Below are 20,690 nucleotides of genomic sequence, written 5' to 3' on the forward strand. Positions count from 1 at the left end.
AGCTCTATACCTGTTATATAGGTAATATAATTTATAGCATACTTGGTGAATAATTTAACAAAAATTAAGTAACAACTGGGTTTTCCTTGTGAACAGTAGTTGTTCTACTTGGGGAAACTCCAAGACTGCACTACCTCCTCCTGACTCCTGAATTCTATAGATGTTGATTATTTCCGGCGGAATAACGATAACAACTCCACGAACAACAATCGACAAGACCTCCTCTCCAGTGCTTGGCGACCATTTAACCGTGATTTTGATTGGAAATATTTCCAAGAGTTAATATTTCATGACACCCAAGAGTTAACCCAACAAAGTATTAATTTACTCAGTTATTATGCTGATACCTTTAGCTAGAAAAGAGTATGCCTGGTGGGCAAATATATTAAATTTAGCTTCTGACTATACTCGTGGTGAATTACAAAAATTTTGGAATTTTATTACACCGGAACCACTCACGCCTGATTATCGTTACAAAGACGTTTTAAGTACATCAACTCCTCTTGTATAATTTGTTAGTCGTAATAGCATTCCCATTGACTATATTCTAAACTTATTGCAAGAAATTACAGTTTTAAGAGTTCTACGTTTATTCGAACACCCTGATATTATCACCAAATATTACTCAGAGAGAGATTTCTATTTTCCAGTAGAAAAGTTTGTTAGTTGGGAACGCCTTGATGTCATTAATACCTTTTATGGTTACTGGTCTAAATGCGATATTTGGTTACAAATTGATCCTTATGAACAGGGACGGAGAGAGTATACTTTAATATCTCAAAATCTAGCACCATTAATTAATAAAGCTACCTATGATTTAGCTGTAATCTTAAGTCGATATCAAGGTCGTGTAGGTAAAGTACATAATCATTTTCCTATTCGGACATTTCCTCAAAATACTCAAAATTTTACTGATTCAGTTTAACTAACCATTCTCAATCAAAACCAATTAGCAATTGTGGTTCATGGAGAACCAGGAACAGGTAAAACAGCATGGACACAATCAGTAGCTAAGGAAACTTTAGTACCTTTAGGCTATATAATTTTTCTTTTGGCTCATGATGCTATTACTAATTTTGTTCCTCCAAATTATTTAGGAAGAATTTGTATAAAAATAATCTATGAAGCTGATAAATTAGCTCAAAATAGAGCTTCGGAAGTAGCCCAATATAACAATAAAACTGAACAGATTTTAGCCTGGTTAGATGGGACTTTATACCATAGTGTAATTGATAAATCTCGTGTACAGATGAAGTACCGTTTAGTGGTATTAATGACTTGTAATACTACAGAAAGATTAGATCCAGCTATGTTACGTAAAGGTAGGGTAGATTTAATGTGTGAGTTTACACAGTGTTTTCTTTAACCAACTTAATTGGAGAAGAGAGGAAACAAACTTGATCAGTATAGTAGAATATGAAAGATATACGTGGATGTGCAGTGTGTGTGGGGAAACACAAAGGGTACACTGGTCACCAGAGATAGTACTGGGACAAGATATAGGAATCACAGGACAAGCTTTTTCGGGATGGATCAATAACTAGGGCCATTGACCCTATGAAAAATAACACTTGTTGTTGTGGGAACTGGGTCAAGTAGAAATTGGAGTGGGAACATTAGTAGGTACCAATGGAGGAATAGATGGTCCAGTGGCTCAAAGTATTCATAGCGTCAAACAGTGGATAAAACAAACCCAGCCTCATATCCTTGGGGATGAAACACCCTGGGTAGTCAAAGGGGTGAAACAATGGTTATGGATTTTCACCAATAGTGACTTCCCTTGATTTCATGGGTCTGATACTCCTTGTCCTGGCGAATTAGAATCTATTGTGGGTTCAAGTTACTCTGGTGTACTTAGTTCTGATGACTTTACTGCCTATAACAGTTATCCGGTCACAGCTCAACAGAAATGTTAGGCACATCTACCCTACCCCGTCACTTCAAGATACTAATCAAGATTCCTGGCTTCAATCACCAAGAAATTGGCACAAAATTCATGGACCTCATAGATGAAGGTTTTAAAAACTACCCTTTATTCCAACAAACCTAAAACCTTCATGAATTCTTGACTTGGCCATCCTAGTAGTCCACCAAGGCAATGTTACTGGGTAAGCCCCTCTAATTGATAAACTAGTCAAAAAAGGGTTTGACCATGGCAAGGGAGTATGTTGTAGATTTAAGTGAGGAGGAACTTTTACAACTGCAAGTAGTCCTGGAAAAAGGAAAGCACAAAGCAAGAAGTATAACCCGTGTAAACATTATTCTAATAGCATCTGAGGGAGAAACGGACACGGTGCTGCCGTAGTTCGAGTTCATGTTGCCACGGTGGAAAGGACAAGAGAAGAGTTTCTGATTGGTGGACTAGAGTTTGGTTTAAAGGATGGGGAAAATCTACCAAAACCCAGAAAATTAGATGAAAAACAAGAAGCATTTTTGATTGCGACTGCTTGTTCTAATCCGCTAGGAGGAAGAGTGCTTTGGACAATGCGATCATTAGCGGAGCATTTAGTAAAGGTTGGTGTCATAGATCGAATTTCAGACGAGACAATACATCAAACTCTAAAAAAAATGAAATTAAACTATGGTTAAAAGAACAGTGGTGTATTCCCAAAGTTAACCTAGAGTATGTGTTCAGAATAGAAGATATTTTGGATTTGTACAATGAGCCATATAATCCGAAAAAACCTACACTTTGCCTAGATGAACACCAATATGAATTAGTAGAAGAAGTAAGACTTTCTTTGCTACTAGAACCACATTAGCCTGAAGGTTATGATCGTGAGTATAAACGCAATGGTGTTGTAAATTTATTTGTCTTTCCTGAACCAATAGCCCTTTGGAGGCATATTGAAGTTACACAATATCGGACAAAAGCTGATTCTGCTAAATAATTAAAAGATTTAGTAGATATTTATTACCCCCAAGCTGATGTCATCCCTTTAGTTGTTGATAACCTAAACATTCATACTCCAAGTATTTTATATGAATTTCTCTCTCTACGACAAGCACGCTGCATTATTCAGCAGTTAGGGTTTAACTATACTCCTAAACACACTTCTTGGTTGAATCAAGTAGAAATTGAATTATCAGTTTTACCTCGCTAATGCTTAGAATGAAGTGTTCCTAATGTAGAAATATTATCTTCTGAAATTGCTACTTGGGAGTCACAGCGTAATCAACAAAAACCCAGTTTTTATTGGGGTTTTAAAACCAAGGATGCACGTAAAAAAATGCAGCGTTTATATCCGAGCATTTAACCTAGCAAAATTGCCTTGGCAGACTACTAGTTTCAACCAAAAGTTGAATCTTCCATTCATTCATTGATCAAGCCCCAGGGGAACCTGGTAAACTTTTACCTTCCTTAGGCAATAGACCTTGATCATAATTTAGCTGAACCAAGGTTAGGTTTAGCACTGACACAACGAAAAGTCTGTGGTGGTTCTCTTTCTCTAGAGCTATTCCAACATCCTGCTAATTTATTGACCGTTATACAAACTTGTCGCCGTCAAGCACTTTCTCTAATTAAGTTTTTTGACCAACCTATGAAAGCCATGGTTCATTCTGCTTTCCATACACCTTCTTTAATCCCTCTTCCTTAGACCTGAATCCTTACATTTTGACTTTAGAATGTCACGTCATCATGTACATTTATCATCTGATATTTCCACAGCTAGAATAGTGGGTAAAAGCCATGTAAAACTCTTTATTTTTACTGTATATGCTGGTGTTATGTATGTAGCAGATTACATTATTTATTGTTCTGATAGTGGTGTTTAGTTAGTACACCATATACCACCTGAATATTTACACTACATTTAGTTTTAAATATGTCCTTGGACAGACTTCATAAGTAGATAAGACTACTAATGTATGGATAGGAATTTTCATGGATTAGACTATGAATATTATTGCTTGGATAATTCTGGGAGTGATTGCTGGAGCTATAGCTAAAGCTATTTATCCTGGTCGGCAAGGTGGCGGAATTTTAGCAACAATGGTATTAGGTATGGTTGGTGCTTTAATTGGTGGAACTTTAGTTACTTTGTTAGAAACAGGAAGATTACAATTTACCGCTGCAACTTTGAGTATTCCAGGGATAATTGTGGCAATTATTGGTGCAATAATTGCTATTTTTCTTTGGGGATTATTTACTGGACGTACCAGTTATTAGTGGAATACTTAAGGTGATTTAATACCTAGAGCCAAGATATTAGCAAATAAAATTTAGTCAACTCTACAAAGGTAATGAGTTTTACCGCATTACCTATTACTCATTATGGAAATTAAACTCTATACAAGAAATTAAACACCGACCTTTACTCTTGACCAAACACCATTCTCATCTTCATCAAATTGTTGATGAACTGCATCCCAAGCAGATTGTTCAGCGGTAAATTGGTCACTTGTATCATTGAGTACGGTGTTATAACGCTGAATAAATGTGCGCTGTGCTTCTTCTGATAGATGAGCGCGAACTTCAGGAGACAAGTTTTCTGGGCTGTTATATGGACCAGGACAAGGATGAGTTAGTGCTTGACCAATAGTCTGAATTTCTTCACCTCCAGCACTTTCTAATAGCAGTTGAAATTCTCCAGTGCGCTCGCTCGCAATTTCTGCCATTAATAAGAACTCTCCAGCTTGTAACCGGGTTTGGTAAACCGCAGCTTTGTCTTCTGGCATCCCTAAAGCCGTAAAAACTGATATCAAGCCAGCACCAGCACTACCTGCGATCGCACCACTTGCAGCACCCAGCAACAAAGCACCAATCGGTCCTGCTGCTACAATTGGTCCCACAAAGGGAATAAACAATACACCGACACCTGTCAATAAGCTGAGGAATGAACCAAACAAAGAACCAAAAATTGCCCCTGTTCTCAAACCTCCTAAAATTACATCTCGCTTAGTAATAAAACCAGAAATTCGCGTTTCTGACTGGAAATTCCTACCCATTACCGAAATATGATCCTTCGGTACACCTCTATCTAGTAAACGTCGAATTACATCATCAATTTGCTTTTGTTCTTTAAATATAGCGGAGATAGTACGCTCTGCTTGATATCCTTCTGGCACTTTTTTACTCCTTGTACTTTTTCTGGGAAAATATATTAATAACTCTCGACTAAATACCCACTGTAACTTTAGTTCCTATCAGTTGTTATTTCCCATCCGATTCTAACGGTTGTCCTTCAATAAATGAGCGCAACATCCAAACCATTTCTTCATGTTCTTCCATCAACTCAGTTAAGAAATTAGCAGAACCCTGATCATGGAATTCTTCACTACACCGATCTACATGATTCCTTAAATTGCGGATTACCTGTTCATGATCTTCCACCAGTTTAGTTACCATTCCCGTTGCTGTAGGAATTTCCCCGCTATGTTCCTTCAGAGTAGCAAGACTCAGAAATCCCTCCATTGTGCCAGTGGGATAACCTCCCAAAGTCCTAACTCTCTCAGCTATTTCATCAATATTTTCTGTCAGTTCTTCATAGTGTTCTTCCCAAAGTTTATGCAAAGTCCGGAACTGAGGACCAACAACATCCCAATGATATTTTTTAGTTTTTACTAGCAGTACATAGGCATCTGCCAAATCTTGATTTAACAACATCATCACCCCGTCACGTTGTTCATCAGTCAAACCAATGTTGATTTTATGTATGGTCATTATTTACCATCCTTATTAGCACGTAAATGGCTTAAACATAATAAGAATTTCTCAAGGTATCGAAGTAATCCACATCAATCAAAGGTAAGATTAATGTTTAATTACAGTTATCTATTTATTTGGGAAGAGCTAGATCATTTATAACAATAATGTCCCCGACTTCTTTTTTACCTTTTTAAGGAATTCAAAACTGATAAATAATATTAGAAGTCGGGTATATGGGTATTGGTACAAATTATTTATTTTTATTGCTACCTGTAATTTCTTCCAAAAATCCTTCCACTTCCTGTTCTACAGAATTTGCACTTTGTGAGTTTTCAGGACGCTTCATTTTTTCAAAATCAGCCTCTCCCTGAACTTCATTCAGTCCTCTCCGTGTTTTTTCTTGAGATTCCTTCATTCCTATGGGTGGTTCTTTAGCAGCTTCATCAGTTTTGCGTTGAATTTCCAATAGTTGTGTGGGTCCTTCTGTTGGATCATTCTGATAACTACTGATAGCTAAAGCAGGAAGAGCATGAAATAAAAATATGAAGCTACAAGTAAAAACCACTAATATCATCGTTGATGGTAATTGCAATCTAGATTTAACAAAATCAAGGACTTCCATTTTCTTCTCTGGGTCATTTTGAAGTTTATTATTAAATAATAATTTAATCAAATATTTCTTTAATCAATCTACAGACAGAATTGGACTTAATCTTACATTAAAGTAAAGATAACTCTCTAGACAGAGAAGAACACTCATAAAAAATATCTCTTCAACCATCTTTTTTCAAATTATGGAATATAGCAGTACTCGCTCAAATCCATATGCATATACCACTCGTGATCATTCAACAAGTTTTGCCAAGGATCCATGCGACTTTCCATGTCACCACTGTTGTTTGTGGGGTATTGAAGACGTATTTCTAGTGGTCTGTCAAGGAAGTCTCCATCATTCTCTGTGTTAGCGATCACGTTCCTGAATAGGTGGTTAACACCGCAGTCGTGAGAATCGTCGTCCTCCATACCAGCGTTCATGGCTGTGTCCGTCAATGCGCCAATACACTTGGTTTTCGAAACAATCCGTGCATCTAAAATTCTCTAAAACCCTTTTTCCTTTTGCCTTTTGCCTACCTAAGTAATTTTAGATATCAAACCGGATTGCTATATCATAGAAAAAACCTTATGCCCCAGAATTATAATTCCACAAAAAATCACAACAAAACAATAAGAATAATTGGTGTTACCACAATAGCATTATCTCTAACCTCTTGTCTCAGAGACCCAAATACACTACCCTTAAAAACCAACACCGAAACATTCGAAATTGCCATCCCTGAAAATAAATCCAACTCCAAATTGTAACCATCAGCTCAGCTAGAATTAAAAACCTAAATTTTACCGTTCCTGCTAAGTTTCAAGGGAAGACAGTTTATAAAGTTGAACCCAGAAACAACGAGAAAGTTATTGCGTTAACTATTGATGATGGTCCCTGGCCAAAAAGCACAGTCGAAATGTTAGATATCCTAGAACAAAATGATGTGAAAGCCACGTTCTTTTGGGTAGGAAGTTCCTTACAAGCCAATCCCGAAATAGCTAAAAGAGTTGTAGCTGAAGGTGACGCTATTGGTAATCATACATGGCATCATTGGTATCGCCGTATGGATGCAGCCACAGCAAAGAGTGAAATTGAACGGAAAAATGAATTAATCTACAAAACAACAGGTGTAAAAACATCTTTTTCTCGTCCAGCTGAAGGTTTTTTAAAAAATGGTTTAGCCGCTTATGCCAAAAATCAAAATAATGCCGTTATTATGTGGTCTGTAACTTCAGCTGATACTGCTTCTCTTGCGAAATATCAAGTATTTGTTAAAAATTTTGTTAAAGGTGTAAAACCAGGTTGTATTGTGTTGATGCACGATAGTGCAGGAAATCGTGAAAGAACGGTAAAAGCTTTAGCAGAAATTATTTATGGACTGAAACCACAAGGGTATAAATTTGTCATAGTTCCTGAATTATTACAAATGGCAAAATAATCAAGAAAAAAATATGTCCAGAGATAACTGCAAAGAAGTACCAATATTTTTCGGTTGAATTACTGTCTTTTTATTACTAAGATGAAGTGCGGAATGTGGGATAATTACTAAAAGCTGACAGAGTCAGCTTTTAGTAATTATCACAATTAGAAAGGGTAAATTGTGATCGCACCCAGCTAACTCATGTAAAAAGTTACATGAGTTAGCTGGGTAGGCAATCGCTAACTACCAGCTTGAAAAATCTGGTTAGCAGTTAAGGACAACTCTGAGAAAGTTGGCGATATGATCCGGTCATCACCTCTGAACTGACTAACTTGACATTCCTCCTCAACCAGTTCGTGAATAAAAATAGTTGGTTGCTTGGGACTACCAATAAACTGCCTACCACCTAAGCCTAAGTAATCAGGAATCCAATATTCAGGAATAGGGATTTCCTCATAATCCTTAACCTTAGTCAAGTAATCAACACGCCAATTTGTGCTGAAAACTTCAATTACTAAAGGGATTGAAGCACCCAGAATAACTGTAGATTCTTTCTCCCACAATCGTTCATTGACCAAGTTGGGACGGTTCAGCAATAGAATGTCTGGCAGATAAGCTAATTCACCATCAGGAGGCTTGACCAATGCTTGATTACGTATGAAGTAAGGCAAATTTAATCTTTTATATTCAAAGACTATCTTCGTAGTTAAAAACCCTTTAACTTCTTCATCTCCTCCCAGTCGCTGTGACATCTAAATAATTACTCCGTCACGTAGTTCATATCGTCCCCCTTCTGGTTTGCATTGGGCAAACTCTTCAAAGGTTACTAGTAGTCTGCCAAGGCAATTTTGCTGGGTTAAATGCTCGGATATAAACGCTGCATTTTTTTACGTGTATCCTTGGTTTTAAAGCCCAAATAAACACTGGGTTTTTGTTGATTACGCTGTGACTCCCAAGTAGCAATTTCAGAAGATAATATTTCTACATTAGGAATACGTCGTTCTAAGCATTGGCGAGATAACACTGATAATTCAATTTCTACTTGATTCAACCAGGAAGCGTGTTTAGGAGTATAGTGAAACTCTAATTTCCGAATAATGCGGCGTGCTTCTTGTGGAGGGAAAACTTCATATAAAACACTTGGAGTATGAATGTTTAGGTTATCAACAAGTAAAGGTATCACATCAGCTTGGGGTTAATAAACATCTACTAAATCTTTTAATTGTTTGGCAAAATCAGCTTTTGTCCGACGTTGTGTAACTTCAATATGCCTCCACCCGGCTATTGGTTCAAAAAAGCCAAATAAATTTACAACACCATTGCGTTTATACTCACAATCATAACCTTCAGGCTGATGTGGTTCTGGTGGCAAAGGAAGTCTTACTTCTTCTAGTAATTGATATGGGCGTTCATCTAGGTAGAGTGTAGGTTTTTTCGGATCATATGGCTCATTGTACAAATCCAAAACATCTTCCATTCTGAACACATACTCTGGGTTAACTTTGGGAATACACCACTGTTCTTTTAACCACGGTTTAATTTCATTTTTTTTAGAGTTTGGCGTATTGTTTCGTCTGAGATTCAATCTATGATACCAACCTTCACTAAATGCTCCGCTAATAATTGCATTGTCCAACGCACTCTTCCTTCTGGCGGATTAGAACAAGCAGTCGCAATCAAAAATGCTTCTTGTTTTTCATCTAATTTTTTGGGTTTTGATGGACGTTCCCCATCCTTTAAAGCAAAGTCTAATCCACCAATCACAAACTTTTCTCTTGTCCTTTCCACCGTGGCAACATGAACTCGAACTGCGGCAGCGCCGTGTCCGTTTCTCCCTCAGATGCCATTCAAATAATGTTTGCATGGGTTATACTTCTTGCTTTATGCTTTCCTTTTTTGAGGATTGCTTGCAGTTGTAAAACTTCCTCTTCGCTTAAATCTACAACATACTTTTTTGCCATGGTCAACCCCTTTTTTGACTAGTTTATCAATTAGAGGGGCTTACCCAGCAACATTGCCTTGGTGGACTACTAGGTTAGTATTAGGTAAGGCTTGAACCATAATTTACCTACCTTTCTGTTTCTGGCATTTTTGGTAGGCGATAGTTGGGGATCACAATTTGGTTATTTTTTCTGTTGAGAGTTTGTCCAGTTAACTATTAACTGTCGTGCCTGTTGACTCATTGAGGTTTTTTGTTGAGCGCAAATAACCTTGAATTGAGTTCGTTCCTCATCATTTAGAAATACTACGAGTTTCACTGTTTTATCTTCTTCCTGAGATTGAGTCACCTAATCTACCTACTTAATCTATAGCTGCATTTTGCCTAATTATGGCATTAAGCAAACTGTTAGCAAATTAAGTAGTTTAGCTAGTTGACTTATTTTACTTAGATAGAGTAGGTTAGTAAGATAGGTAAGATAATGTAAACCGCTTGCAGTCCAAAGGCTTTGTAATGGCTGACAACACTCTGTTGATTTGCTAACAATTGCAGCACTTTAAATTTTACGTGACCGTGTTTTATCTCAACTAAAGTTGGGTAAGCAAGCATCTGGGTATAAGACTGCTCATAAAGGTCTCAATCGTTTTATTGCTAAACTAACCAGCTAATATAGTGCCTTTGCGAATTCGCAAACTGTATCGGTATCTCCTCGCGTTTAGGCAGAAGAGTGTCAATCACTGACAACAGATGCACACAGTTGAGCTTGTTGCCACAATTTCCGTAAAAAGAACTCGGTGCGATCGCTCATCATAGTAACAAAGACACCCACAACATTCTCAGAACTATCTGATAAGCAAGAGCCCTGCAAAGTGCCTTCCAGCTATTCAGCATCACACACAGACAATTCCATGACTTCAGCATCATGTTGCTGAACCTCAGCCTTCAGCCTTTCTAGCCCTGGTAACTCCACAGGAAGCAAAAAGGAAGCTGTGCTGGGTTCAAAATCCAGTATTTGACCAACCCGTAGCGCCAAAATCACTCTTTGTTCTACCCATTCTTCCAGGGATAGAGCGAGATGTTCCAAATAAAAACAATTTTCAGTGTAAATTAATTTCAGCATTCCTTTTGCTCTCCTGTTATTCCAGGTTGGCTTGCATATCTATCCAAAACTGTTCTGCAAAAGAAACAGCAGGATGTTGTCGTGCCTTTAGTTTCTTTTGCAATTGCATACCAGTTTCCCCAAGGGTTTTATCACCTTTCCGAGAGTTACATCTTTCACAAGCTATCACTACGTTATCCCACATATGCAAGCCACCCTTAGATCGGGGAATCAAATGATCCAGAGTCAGACGTTTGGTACTACCGGAATATTGACAACTGTGATGGTCTCTCCGCAGTACTTCTTGTCGATTCACTGGCGGCACTTTCCACATCCTTTCAGCAGCAGCGATTTTTAAGCGGATGTGTTTTGGTACGGAAACTAGCAAGCTAAGTGAGTGAACTAACTATCCCCTCTCTGTAGGAAAATCTACTGATTCAGCTTTATTACTCACTAACAACAAAATTGCTCGCTTGATATTTACGTGATACAGTGGCAAGTAATTCTGAGAAAAAACCACCACGGATTTTTCTCAAACTTGCATGGCGCTTGTCACAGTCTGACTCCTTATCAACATTTGTCAGTCTCTTCACTGTTAACAGTGAAGAGACTAAAAAACCCCCACTTCTGATTTAGGTGAAGCGGGGGTTAAAATTTGACCTGATATTTTTCTGGTCTTATAGGGGTACAGCATTTTGCTCTTGTACCTCCCACTTCTTGTTTCTATTTGTGCTTTACTATTTGGCGTATCAAAAACTATATATCTAAAATCATCATTATCCTAAGTTTTTTACCCACCATGCAGGCTGCGCTCGCCCATAAATAGATACTCCACTCCCACAGCGGCAGATTCCCAACAGACCAGCCAAATGTTGGAATGCGCAGTAGTAGAAATAGGGTAAATGGATTTCACAGAAAATTTCACATATTAAATATTACTGTAAACATACTACACCTGTAGTACTATCTTGTCTAGACCTCTAAGGAGAGAAAATCATGCATACTATCACACGCAGCTCAACCACTGATATGGAAGTTACCAGCATCCGTTTGGAACGCGAACTAAAAGATAAACTCAAAGAAATAGCAGGTAATCAGGGATATCAGGCTTTGATCAGAGATGTCCTCTGGAATTATGTGCAGCAAAAATCCGGCGAATGGAAACCCCGATTTTCTCGTGCTGATATTCGAGCCAGTATAGCCGCCACAGCACAGCAAGATGAACGCTGTGTCCTCACAGGTAAATTAATTCCATCTCAACAACCTATGTTATTGGGACTAACAAAGAATGGTGATATAGTGCCTCTAAGTGTTGAAAGTCTATGTGACTAGTTCATGACAGATCCATAACCTTTAAGCTTTCGTGACAGGTCAGAATAAATGCAGTTTATTTATTTATAGCAATAACTAAGCTGCATCTATTGCTGACAATCTTTCTAAGACAGAGGTGTTATATTTGCTGAACATATTCAACACAAGCAGTATTTATACAATATTTTTTGGATAAATTTGACTTGATTCGATAGAATTTAATTAAATGTCAACTACTCAGGTAAACTAAGTGAAAGGTACTTTATTAATCACTAATATCTTAAGTACTAATGCGTATACAAGTTTATGATAATTTTTCTTTAATTCCAGAGAAATTACGGTTTATGTAGAGTTACAGACAAGATATCCTATTTTTGAGGTAGTAAACTAAATCAACTTCAAAATCAACTTCAAATTTTGGCAAATCTTGGAAACGAGGCTCTCAAATTGGGAACATTATCGTGATCTAGAAAGTAAACATTAGTTGATAAAGCTAACAAATACCATTAACTAAAACATAAATTATGTAATCAGATTTTAGAAAAAGTCTTCATAAACGACTTACGATTTATCCGGGTGGTGCAATATAACTCAAAAGTTAAAAAATACACAAAACTTGGGTGCAAAGTAACTTGGGTGCAAAGTAAACAAATGGATTTTTATCCACCAGCGAACCAATAATGAAAAAGCGTTTATTATCACCGCCAAAATACGTAGACGACAATGATGTAGAACAACTACAGCCATATCGAGCCAAGCTCATGCATCAACAAGAAAACACCGCCCAAGCCTTGGCGCAAAAGATAAATTATATCATTGCCAATAGCGAGGCGACATCATTGATCTTGCAAGAAATTGCTCACTTATTGGGAGATGTATTCAAGGTAGATTGCTGCTGTTTGATGAGCGTGACCAGAGATACTCCAAATAAAGATTCTGCCGTTAATTGGTGTAGTGAACAATATTTGGGATCACCCCATTCCCAAGAAATCTTATCAATGGATCAGTTATTAGTAAGTTCGCCAGTTGTACAATGCGTTGCTGAACCATTGACAGTTGAGGATATTTCCTTAGTTCAACAAACTCTATTATTTAGCTGTCAATCTCTGCCAATCCCGATTAAATCAGTTTTAGCGATTCCTACCCGATTTAGTGGTCATAATAACGGTGTAATTTGCTTGATAAAATTCCAAACATATCAATGGAATGAGTCAGAAAAAAAATTACTCCAATCAATAGCTTCATCTTGTGCGATCGCTTTGGCTCAAGTAGCACAAGTACAGATATTAAATACTCAAAAGCAGTATTTACACAAGAGCAGCCAGCATCAAATTTTAATTAAACAATTAACTATACTAAGCCTTAGTAACTTGGAGTTAAATCAAATGCTCCAGTTAGTTATTTCATCGACTTCTGAATCCTTAGAAGTCGATCGAGGATTACTAATCCTATTGAAATATACAGATCCCATGTTCAGGAATCGTCCCAAGAAGCAAATTCCTAAAGCCAAAGCCACCCTGATGGGAGAGTGGACTAAAGCTCAAAACACCAATCACACTGAACCAGAAAACTTAGAGCAGAGTTTTTCTTTATCAGAATGTGATTTATGCCAGCGTGTATTTACAGAATCGGGGAAACCGATCATGATTGATAACTCGAAAGAGCAGAACGATAATTTACAGCTAAATCCATTGTTTGCCATTGAACAATTTCCAGCCACAATCTTAATGCCATTAGAGAATCAAGGGAAAGTTTTAGGATTTGTGGTTTTACAGCAAGAAATTACTCGTAATTGGCAACCCGCAGAATTGAATCTTGTAGAAATGGTCTGCGCTCAGTTGAGTAATGCCATAATTCAATCACAAACATTGCGGCAAGTACAAAATTTAGTAGATGAAAGGACAGAGCAACTCAAACGAAGTTTGGAAGTACAGGCAAAATTGTACGAAAAAACAAAGCAGTATGTTGAGCAACTACAACAACTCAACGAACTCAAAGATGAATTTGTCAGCAACATTAGCGATCGCTTGCGTTATCCCCTGACAAATATGCGGATGTCAATTCGTAACTTACGATTGCCAGGAATTACCCCAGAACGTCAAACTCGATATCTAGATATTCTAGAGTCAGAATGTACCAAAGAAATTAACTTAATTAATGACCTCCTCACCCTCCAGAAACTAGAAACCCATCAAGAAGCACCGCAATTAGAAACCATAGATTTAAATACCAGAATTAAGGACTTAGTAGCTGCTGTAGAAAGGCCACTAGCAGAGCGAGGATTATCTGTAAACATACATTTACCCAAAAAACCATTAAAACTTCAAACCGAAATCGAAAGTTTCGACCGCATTCTGCAAGAACTATTAACCAATGTCAACAAATACTCGGAACGCGATACCATCGTTAATTTACAAGCAACTCACAGAGTTGAACAAGAACTTGATCAAGTTATTATTAAAGTAACCAACATAGGACGTGGCATCTCACAAGAAGAAGCAGCCTACATTTTTGACAAGTTCCGTCGTGGTAAAGGACGTTGGACTCCAGGTACTGGCTTAGGACTGGCCTTAGTCAAGTCCCTAGTACAGCATTTACATGGAGAGATCGCCATAGAGAGTACCCCAATAGCCAACTCTCAATTGAGCGAAATTTCTTTCACCCTTACCCTACGTCAGTTTTGCGCAGCAACTAAACCAAATTCTCAACAGTGACTACAGAAAACAACACAGTGGGACTTGATTTCCCCACACCTATGGACGAGAGTGGACTAGAAAGCAACTTAATTGCTGATCAAGTAACCATCCAAGTCGAGAAATTATCAGAGCGACAACGGCAAATTACCGCTAAAGTACAAATTCCCCACCCGGTCGAAAAAGTCTGGAAGATTCTTACAGACTATGAAGCCTTAACTGAATTTATTCCCAATCTAGCCAAAAGTTCTCTCCTAGAACATCCCAACGGAGGCATACGGATAGAACAAATAGGTTCTCAAAGGTTACTCAATTTCAAATTTTGTGCGCATGTAGTTCTAGACCTAGAAGAAATCTTCCCCAAACTGATCAACTTTGAAATGGTAGAAGGAGATTTCAAAGGCTTTTCAGGTTTTTGGTGCTTAGAGCCTTATTCCCTGGGAGAGGATCAAGGAACAAATCTCTGTTACAACATCCAAGTATGGCCTAAGCTAACAATGCCGATATCCATCATCGAAAACCGACTCAGCAAGGACCTACAACTAAACCTGCTCGCAATTCGTCAGCGCGCAGGGGAATTAAGCATTAGTTGAAGATGAGAGTCAGCAGATAAAATTTAATTAGTTTTAGGGTAGAAAAGAATTAGCTAGTATATCTTTTCTATCTTTCTAATTATGGTTCTTTTTTAAAGTACCCCCAGGGGAATTCGAATCCCCGTTACCTCCGTGAAAGGGAGGTGTCCTAGGCCTCTAGACGATGGGGGCATTGGACTCCAGACTTTTAACAATCTACCGTATTTTTGAGAGGATGTCAACACCTTTTTCTAAAAAGTTTTTCATAGCCTCTAAATTGAGCAAAGGGGCAGGAGTTACAGGAGGAATACTTAATTTTCCTCCTGTAACTCCTGAATCCTGAACTCCTGATAGCGTAACCTACGGCAAGCAACCTACACATAGTGTACCTACGGCATAGCGTGGCGATCACCACACCCATCGTTAAAAAAAAATCTCTTAATTTCTTAACGATGGGTGTGGTGTTGTACCCTGTAGAGTTAGTATTTATGATTCTTTACAAAGGATTTTGAAATCAATCACTCAAAATCTACAACATGGAAGCATCTTTTCAAATTACCCTACAGATGGTGTTCACAGTCCTAGCAGGCATTAGCGCCCAGGTAATGGCCGCATATCTTAAGCTGCCCAGCATCGTCTTATTACTTTTATTGGGCATCCTATTGGGTGCTGATGGTATTGGCTTATTACATCCGCATTTATTGGGAACTGGACTAGAAGTAATTGTCTCTCTGGCCACAGCAATTATCTTGTTTGAGGGCGGACTCAAATTGGATGTGCGCGAATTGGGCAGAGTTTCGGTGAGTTTGCAATTGCTTGTCACCTTGGGAACACTCATAACACTGCTGGGCGGTAGCATAGCGGCTCACTGGCTGGGAGAATTTCCTTGGAATATAGCTTTTCTCTTTGCTTCCATCGTCGTCGTTACAGGGCCTACCGTCGTTGGACCCCTACTCAAACAAATCAACGTAGATCGACAAGTAGCAACTCTATTGGAAGGTGAGGGGGTTTTAATTGACCCAGTAGGAGCTATCCTTGCCTATGTTGTCCTAGATACAATTTTGAACGGTGATGCTGACCCACTCAAAGCCATTATGGGTTTAATATTGCGCTTGGGTGTGGGAGCAATGATTGGTGCTGTAGGTGGTTATTTGATGAGTTGGGTGTTCAAACGAGCCAGTTTTCTATCTTTTGAATTAAAAAACCTGGTGGTGCTGGCGGCGTTGTGGGGGTTGTTTTCCCTAGCACAGATGATTCGCACTGAGTCAGGAGTTATGACTACAGTCGTGGCAGGGGCAGTATTTGCTAATTCATCAGTTCCAGAAGAAAGGCTGTTGCGGAGCTTTAAAAACCAACTAACAATTCTTAGCGTCTCTGTACTTTTTATTCTCCTAGCCGCTGATTTATCTATTGCTAGTGTCTTGGCGTTGGGTTGGGGTAGTTTATTTACTGTTTTGGTTTTGATGTTTGTGGTACGCCCAATTAATATTTTGTTGTGTACTTGGAATAGTGATCTGAATTGGCGACAGAAACTGTTTTTAAGCTGGGTTGCACCGAGAGGAATTGTTTCTGCTTCTGTTGCTTCTTTATTTGGTATTTCGCTGACGCAAAGGGGCGTTAATGGTGGTGATGCTATTAAAGCTCTGGTGTTCTTGACAATTATCATGACTGTTGTCTGTCAAGGCTTGACGGCTGGCTGGATTGCTAGGTGGCTGGAAATAACTTCCAAGGATGCAACTGGGGCAGTGATTGTGGGTTGTAATCCCTTGAGTTTGTTGATTGCTCGGTTTTTCCAAGAACGGGGAGAAGGTGTAGTGATGATTGACACCGACTCGGAATATTTTGCTCAAGCTGAGGCTCAAAATCTGCGGGTGATTGCTAATAGTGCGCTAGATGCAGAGGTTTTGGAGGAGGCTGGTATTGCCTCGATGGGAACTTTTCTGGCTATGACTAATAATGGTGAGGTGAATTTTGTGTTAGCACAACGGGCATCTGAGGAATTTAGTCCACCTCGTGTTTTAGCAGTGTTTCCCCGTGATCCGCAAGCTCCTAATTCTGCCAATGTGAAAGTTAATCAAGCTTTTGTCTCTGATTTAGCAGTTAAAACTTGGAATGAGTATTTAAGCAATGGACGAGTGAAATTGGGGACAACAACGTTAAATGAGGCAGAATTTTCTAGTCAACAGGAGCATATCCAAGAGAAGATTAGGTCTGGAGTGTTGGTACCGCTATTACTAGAGAGGGAAGAACACCTACAGGTAATGTCAGTCAACCAAGATTGGGAAGTAGGAGATCGCATTATCTATCTGTTGTACGATTCCAGACCAAATCTGTTAAAACTCTTATCTGGTGCCAGTCAATCCACGGCTTTAGCTTTAGAAAAGCTCCCAGAAGTGGAAGAAGTTCCCATTGCTAAATTGTCTCAACTTTCTGCTACTGAAGTTTCGGGTAATTGAAAGTTAATATTTTCTTGAGACATTTCTTGTTCTTGCCATAGCAAAGCAGATAGATGTGCTACTGCCAAGATGATAGCAGTGAAAGCAATCACGTAACTTTGAATCCCATAGAGATGTTGTCCTCACTCCTGACTCCTGAATTCTTGCAAAATAAAAACTGCACATTACTTGAATCTTCCTGTTTTGGATACCAATATAGGGAGTTATTATTGTTAGAGAAGCGATTCTCGAAAATAGCAATATAATTTATAAAGATAAAATCCCTTGTACAGTGAGGCAGAAAGTTATCTGTATCAGCAACAGATAAGTAAATCCTATCAGGATTACAACCTTCTGCCTTATTGAACTAATCAACTGCAACCGAGCCGAGTGAACGATAACAGCTATGTCTTACGTCTCCCTGCTGAAAAATTTACCAGAAATATTAAGTCAACCTACTGGGATAGCAGCTATAGCCTCTCTTGGCATCCACGGTGCTATTGCCTTAATTGTGCCATTAATGCCTGTGAGTTCCAATAAATCTTCAGAAAACAATACAGCCAAAGCTGTGGGATTAATGGAATTAAGTCAGGCTGACCAAAACCGCTTACCACAAACTCCTGGTACGTCTGAAGTTGCTTTACAACCGCCCCAATTGCCGCTACAACAGCAAGTTCCTCCGGCCAAAGACACCCAAGCAATAGCATTACCACCCTTACAACCTGATTTAACTATCCAGCCTGTATTGCCATCCATTCCTGCGTCACAAACTAACTATAATCTTTCTAACTTACCTCCCAGGCAGCCTATTCAGAAATTTAGCAGAAACGATTTTAGAACACAAGTTTCTAACTATCGACCCACAAGTAAATTGTCTGGTTCAGCATCTCCTTTTGTTGATGATATAGATGCCAAAATTAAAGAAACCGAACCGCTGAATGTAAATAGGTTGCCAGAAGTTCAAGCGGATAATAAATTACCAGAAGAAACCCTGAGTGACCCATCTCCTAATGCTATTGATATTGGTTCTACAACCACAGCAGAGAGAATTACTCCTCAGCAAAGAGGACTGTTAGCAGATAACTCAGTTCCAATTGCTGGAAATTCTCCCTCTGGGCTTGCTGGTGAACAATCTCTACAAGATAAACGCCAATCAATATCAGCAGTACCAAAGTTTGTTCCATCACCAGAAACTGCTAGGAATCAACCTGTTTTAAGCTCGTCTGATTCACAAGCGAAGAAAAGAGAGGAGTTAATAGCTAACGTTAACTCTTACAACAACCTGAGACGAAAAATTCAGCAGGAATATCCCAACGCTAAAGAAAAGCCTGTGATTCGTGAATCTGTATCTACAGATAAACGAACTATGGAAGGTACTGTTTTGGGTAGATTAGTTCTAGATCCTGATGGCAAGGTCTTGGATATCAAGTTTCAAGATACATCAGTAGCTCCTGAATTACAGTCCCAAACTAGGGCATTTTTCAACGCTAATCCACCTAAAGGTGAGCAGCGGATTAGCTCTTATCCATTCCAACTGCGGTTTAAAAATACTGGCGATCGCAATCAGACTAGCAAAACTTCTGAGGTAAATCCTTCACAAAATCTAGATGCTCAAAAAGTAATTGTTGAGGTAGAAGGAAGAAAAAATCAGGGGAATAATCAAGCTGTGATTATCCCCAATCCATCATCTAAACCTGTAGTCAGTGGTAATCAGTCTAATGTATCTACAGAACCTGCTCAAAAGCTTATCAAAAAGTTGCGTCAAATTAAGGAAGAAAGAGAAAGCTCAAATCAAGAAAAATAAAATCATCAAGTTTTAGATTTTGGTGAGTCAGTGCTGTTTTCGATATCTGTATAGATGAAATAGGTGTAGGGTGTGGGGAGAAATTATTGCAAAATCCACACTCTAAACCAATAGGGTTGAGGGGGCAAGAAAGAACCTAAAAAGCTTTCTGTATAAGGGTTATAACCCTTATAACCTACTGATAAAATGTCCACTTATTGCGAATAAAACTGATGAGTTGTTCCATTAACAAGACCATTCTCTTCGTATCTTCAGGGCTTATGCTGACGTAGCCGCCTGATAACTGCACACTTAATTGTCAATAAGCACCATTTTTTTATCAGTTTTTTCAAGGGGTCTATCACGTAAAACCTTTCTCCTGTGATAGTTTCACCTTGCTTATCGCCCCCTCAACCAATACGGTTAACTTAAGGAGAATTATCTGTTTAGGCAGGCAAGGGAGGCAGAGGGAGAGAAGAAAAAGGCTTATCTGAACGGTATTGCACTCTAAATAATATACTGGATGCATCACCAGCCTGTTTCAGCTTTTTGGAAAATATAAGCGGTCACTTCTAGAATTTCTTGCTCACTCAATTTGTTTTTGAAGGCGGGCATGGCACTTTTACCATTTTGAATTTGGTTGATAATAGCCTGGATAGGTTCAATTTCATAATTTTCCAGGTATTTTGATAGTCCTGATTTTTGTAGAGTTTTATGTTCAACAAGGATGTTAGCTCCACCTATATGGCAAGCAGCGCAGTTAGCATTAAAAATTTTGCTACCGTTGCTTGTTTCTGCTGCTAAGGCTGGATAAATAATTGTCAAGTTACACAACAGAGCAATGACTAAAAGTAGATTTACTAAAATTAGTCTCAATAGATTTTCCTCGCAACCAACATTCTCCAACCGAACAACTCCAGTTATTTGCTATTTCGTATAATCTAATACAGATTACAAGTTATATAGATTTGAACACAGGTAACTGGTGACAGGCTTGAAAGCCTATTTGTATAGGAGTTTTCCAGCAACAGCTAAAGTGATGAGGACATGAATTGCATTCTTTCCATAGATCTTAGGTATTGATAATTTTGATCAAACTTTGGACACAAATCAATACTGTTCGGTACTGTTCGGTTAAGAACCTGGGATTAGTAAGTTTGTTTGGTGAATGGTTAAAGGGTAAAAATTACATA

The 20,690-nt window shown here is 38.5% G+C and carries 21 protein-coding genes, 1 tRNA gene and 7 pseudogenes; 15 read left to right on the top strand and 14 right to left on the bottom strand.

The window, feature by feature from the left end:
- Positions 1 to 54: 54 nt before the first annotated feature.
- Positions 55 to 216, bottom strand: a complete 162-nt coding sequence (locus AAZO_RS34865) for a hypothetical protein (RefSeq protein ID WP_187289598.1) — start codon at positions 214 to 216, stop codon at positions 55 to 57.
- Between AAZO_RS34865 and AAZO_RS04565 the strand changes: the two are divergent.
- The 9 genes and pseudogenes from AAZO_RS04565 (at position 157) to AAZO_RS04585 (ending at position 4,171) form a co-directional block, all read left to right on the top strand.
- Positions 157 to 1,366, top strand: a pseudogene (locus tag AAZO_RS04565) (AAA family ATPase). The gene AAZO_RS34865 and the pseudogene AAZO_RS04565 sit on opposite strands and share 60 nt — an antisense overlap.
- A 205-nt stretch (positions 1,367 to 1,571) precedes the next feature.
- Positions 1,572 to 1,784 carry a hypothetical protein gene (locus AAZO_RS04570; RefSeq protein ID WP_144031237.1) on the top strand — a complete coding sequence of 71 codons (213 nt, stop codon included), beginning with the start codon at positions 1,572 to 1,574 and terminating at the stop codon, positions 1,782 to 1,784.
- Between the two features lie 368 nt (positions 1,785 to 2,152).
- Positions 2,153 to 2,305 carry a hypothetical protein gene (locus tag AAZO_RS34870; RefSeq protein WP_187289599.1) on the top strand — a complete coding sequence of 51 codons (153 nt, stop codon included), beginning with the start codon at positions 2,153 to 2,155 and terminating at the stop codon, positions 2,303 to 2,305.
- Positions 2,306 to 2,325: 20 nt separating this feature from the next.
- Positions 2,326 to 2,589 (top strand): helix-turn-helix domain-containing protein, encoded by a 264-nt coding sequence (locus AAZO_RS04575; protein ID WP_041639478.1) that lies wholly within the window; start codon positions 2,326 to 2,328, stop codon positions 2,587 to 2,589.
- 38 nt (positions 2,590 to 2,627) lie between these two features.
- The gene (locus tag AAZO_RS40920; RefSeq protein WP_266888241.1) at positions 2,628 to 2,762 is read left to right on the top strand and encodes a hypothetical protein; all 135 of its coding nucleotides are present in this window, start codon (positions 2,628 to 2,630) and stop codon (positions 2,760 to 2,762) included.
- 147 nt (positions 2,763 to 2,909) lie between these two features.
- The gene (locus tag AAZO_RS43345) at positions 2,910 to 3,104 is read left to right on the top strand and encodes a transposase (RefSeq protein WP_081462890.1); all 195 of its coding nucleotides are present in this window, start codon (positions 2,910 to 2,912) and stop codon (positions 3,102 to 3,104) included.
- A gap of 273 nt (positions 3,105 to 3,377) precedes the next feature.
- A pseudogene (locus AAZO_RS36870) lies at positions 3,378 to 3,599 on the top strand (IS66 family transposase); the annotation flags it as partial.
- Between the two features lie 28 nt (positions 3,600 to 3,627).
- A complete protein-coding gene (locus AAZO_RS34875; protein WP_041642577.1) occupies positions 3,628 to 3,777 on the top strand; it encodes an RNA 2'-phosphotransferase family protein in 150 nt (49 codons plus the stop codon).
- 121 nt (positions 3,778 to 3,898) lie between these two features.
- The gene (locus AAZO_RS04585; protein WP_013190354.1) at positions 3,899 to 4,171 is read left to right on the top strand and encodes a GlsB/YeaQ/YmgE family stress response membrane protein; all 273 of its coding nucleotides are present in this window, start codon (positions 3,899 to 3,901) and stop codon (positions 4,169 to 4,171) included.
- A gap of 131 nt (positions 4,172 to 4,302) precedes the next feature.
- Here AAZO_RS04585 and AAZO_RS04590 read toward each other — a convergent pair whose 3' ends face one another.
- The 4 genes from AAZO_RS04590 to AAZO_RS04605 all read right to left on the bottom strand — a co-directional run bounded on the left by AAZO_RS04590 (position 4,303) and on the right by AAZO_RS04605 (position 6,700).
- Positions 4,303 to 5,070, bottom strand: a complete 768-nt coding sequence (locus AAZO_RS04590; protein ID WP_013190355.1) for a ChaB family protein — start codon at positions 5,068 to 5,070, stop codon at positions 4,303 to 4,305.
- 85 nt (positions 5,071 to 5,155) lie between these two features.
- A complete protein-coding gene (locus AAZO_RS04595) occupies positions 5,156 to 5,659 on the bottom strand; it encodes a Dps family protein (protein WP_049790972.1) in 504 nt (167 codons plus the stop codon).
- Between the two features lie 241 nt (positions 5,660 to 5,900).
- The gene (locus tag AAZO_RS04600; protein ID WP_013190357.1) at positions 5,901 to 6,272 is read right to left on the bottom strand and encodes a hypothetical protein; all 372 of its coding nucleotides are present in this window, start codon (positions 6,270 to 6,272) and stop codon (positions 5,901 to 5,903) included.
- A 170-nt stretch (positions 6,273 to 6,442) separates the two neighbouring features.
- Complete coding sequence (locus tag AAZO_RS04605; protein ID WP_013190358.1) at positions 6,443 to 6,700, bottom strand: hypothetical protein; 258 nt, start codon at positions 6,698 to 6,700, stop codon at positions 6,443 to 6,445.
- A 132-nt stretch (positions 6,701 to 6,832) separates the two neighbouring features.
- Between AAZO_RS04605 and AAZO_RS04610 the strand changes: the two are divergent.
- A pseudogene (locus tag AAZO_RS04610) lies at positions 6,833 to 7,683 on the top strand (polysaccharide deacetylase family protein).
- A 221-nt stretch (positions 7,684 to 7,904) separates the two neighbouring features.
- Here AAZO_RS04610 and AAZO_RS04615 read toward each other — a convergent pair.
- From AAZO_RS04615 to AAZO_RS04635, 6 genes and pseudogenes are all read right to left on the bottom strand, one after another.
- Positions 7,905 to 8,537, bottom strand: a pseudogene (locus tag AAZO_RS04615) (Uma2 family endonuclease).
- A pseudogene (locus tag AAZO_RS28735) lies at positions 8,522 to 9,626 on the bottom strand (IS630 family transposase). The pseudogenes AAZO_RS04615 and AAZO_RS28735 overlap by 16 nt, the downstream one beginning before the upstream one ends.
- A 162-nt stretch (positions 9,627 to 9,788) precedes the next feature.
- Positions 9,789 to 9,953, bottom strand: a complete 165-nt coding sequence (locus AAZO_RS28740; protein WP_013190360.1) for a plasmid partition protein ParG — start codon at positions 9,951 to 9,953, stop codon at positions 9,789 to 9,791.
- Between the two features lie 98 nt (positions 9,954 to 10,051).
- Complete coding sequence (locus AAZO_RS34880) at positions 10,052 to 10,213, bottom strand: hypothetical protein (protein ID WP_013190361.1); 162 nt, start codon at positions 10,211 to 10,213, stop codon at positions 10,052 to 10,054.
- Between the two features lie 121 nt (positions 10,214 to 10,334).
- Positions 10,335 to 10,724 (bottom strand): annotated as a pseudogene (locus tag AAZO_RS04630) (alr0857 family protein).
- A gap of 16 nt (positions 10,725 to 10,740) precedes the next feature.
- A pseudogene (locus AAZO_RS04635) lies at positions 10,741 to 11,226 on the bottom strand (HNH endonuclease).
- A 473-nt stretch (positions 11,227 to 11,699) separates the two neighbouring features.
- Between AAZO_RS04635 and AAZO_RS04640 the strand changes: the two are divergent.
- From AAZO_RS04640 to AAZO_RS04650, 3 genes are all read left to right on the top strand, one after another.
- Positions 11,700 to 12,035, top strand: coding sequence for a ribbon-helix-helix domain-containing protein (locus AAZO_RS04640; RefSeq protein WP_013190363.1), 336 nt, complete (start codon positions 11,700 to 11,702; stop codon positions 12,033 to 12,035).
- 659 nt (positions 12,036 to 12,694) lie between these two features.
- Positions 12,695 to 14,728, top strand: a complete 2,034-nt coding sequence (locus AAZO_RS04645) for a sensor histidine kinase (RefSeq protein WP_013190364.1) — start codon at positions 12,695 to 12,697, stop codon at positions 14,726 to 14,728.
- A 41-nt stretch (positions 14,729 to 14,769) separates the two neighbouring features.
- On the top strand, positions 14,770 to 15,300 hold the full coding sequence (locus tag AAZO_RS04650; RefSeq protein ID WP_049790973.1) for an SRPBCC family protein: 531 nt from the start codon (positions 14,770 to 14,772) through the stop codon (positions 15,298 to 15,300).
- A 98-nt stretch (positions 15,301 to 15,398) separates the two neighbouring features.
- Here the strand turns inward: AAZO_RS04650 and AAZO_RS04655 are convergent.
- Positions 15,399 to 15,471, bottom strand: a tRNA-Glu gene (locus tag AAZO_RS04655).
- Positions 15,472 to 15,815: 344 nt separating this feature from the next.
- Here AAZO_RS04655 and AAZO_RS04660 point away from each other — a divergent pair.
- Positions 15,816 to 17,735 carry a cation:proton antiporter gene (locus AAZO_RS04660; RefSeq protein ID WP_013190366.1) on the top strand — a complete coding sequence of 640 codons (1,920 nt, stop codon included), beginning with the start codon at positions 15,816 to 15,818 and terminating at the stop codon, positions 17,733 to 17,735.
- On the opposite strand, the gene AAZO_RS40925 is transcribed toward AAZO_RS04660, so the two are convergent.
- Complete coding sequence (locus AAZO_RS40925; RefSeq protein WP_013190367.1) at positions 17,702 to 17,827, bottom strand: hypothetical protein; 126 nt, start codon at positions 17,825 to 17,827, stop codon at positions 17,702 to 17,704. The two genes, AAZO_RS04660 and AAZO_RS40925, sit on opposite strands and share 34 nt — an antisense overlap.
- 293 nt (positions 17,828 to 18,120) lie before the next feature.
- Between AAZO_RS40925 and AAZO_RS04665 the strand changes: the two genes are divergently transcribed.
- Positions 18,121 to 19,518: an energy transducer TonB gene (locus AAZO_RS04665; protein WP_013190368.1), complete on the top strand. Its 1,398-nt coding sequence runs from the start codon at positions 18,121 to 18,123 to the stop codon at positions 19,516 to 19,518.
- Positions 19,519 to 20,025: 507 nt separating this feature from the next.
- On the opposite strand, the gene petJ is transcribed toward AAZO_RS04665, so the two are convergent.
- Positions 20,026 to 20,373: a cytochrome c6 PetJ gene (gene petJ, locus AAZO_RS04670; RefSeq protein ID WP_041642590.1), complete on the bottom strand. Its 348-nt coding sequence runs from the start codon at positions 20,371 to 20,373 to the stop codon at positions 20,026 to 20,028.
- Between the last annotated feature and the right edge of the window lie 317 nt (positions 20,374 to 20,690).

The sequence above is a fragment of the 'Nostoc azollae' 0708 genome, from assembly GCF_000196515.1.
Classification (GTDB): Bacteria; Cyanobacteriota; Cyanobacteriia; order Cyanobacteriales; family Nostocaceae; genus Trichormus_B; species Trichormus_B azollae.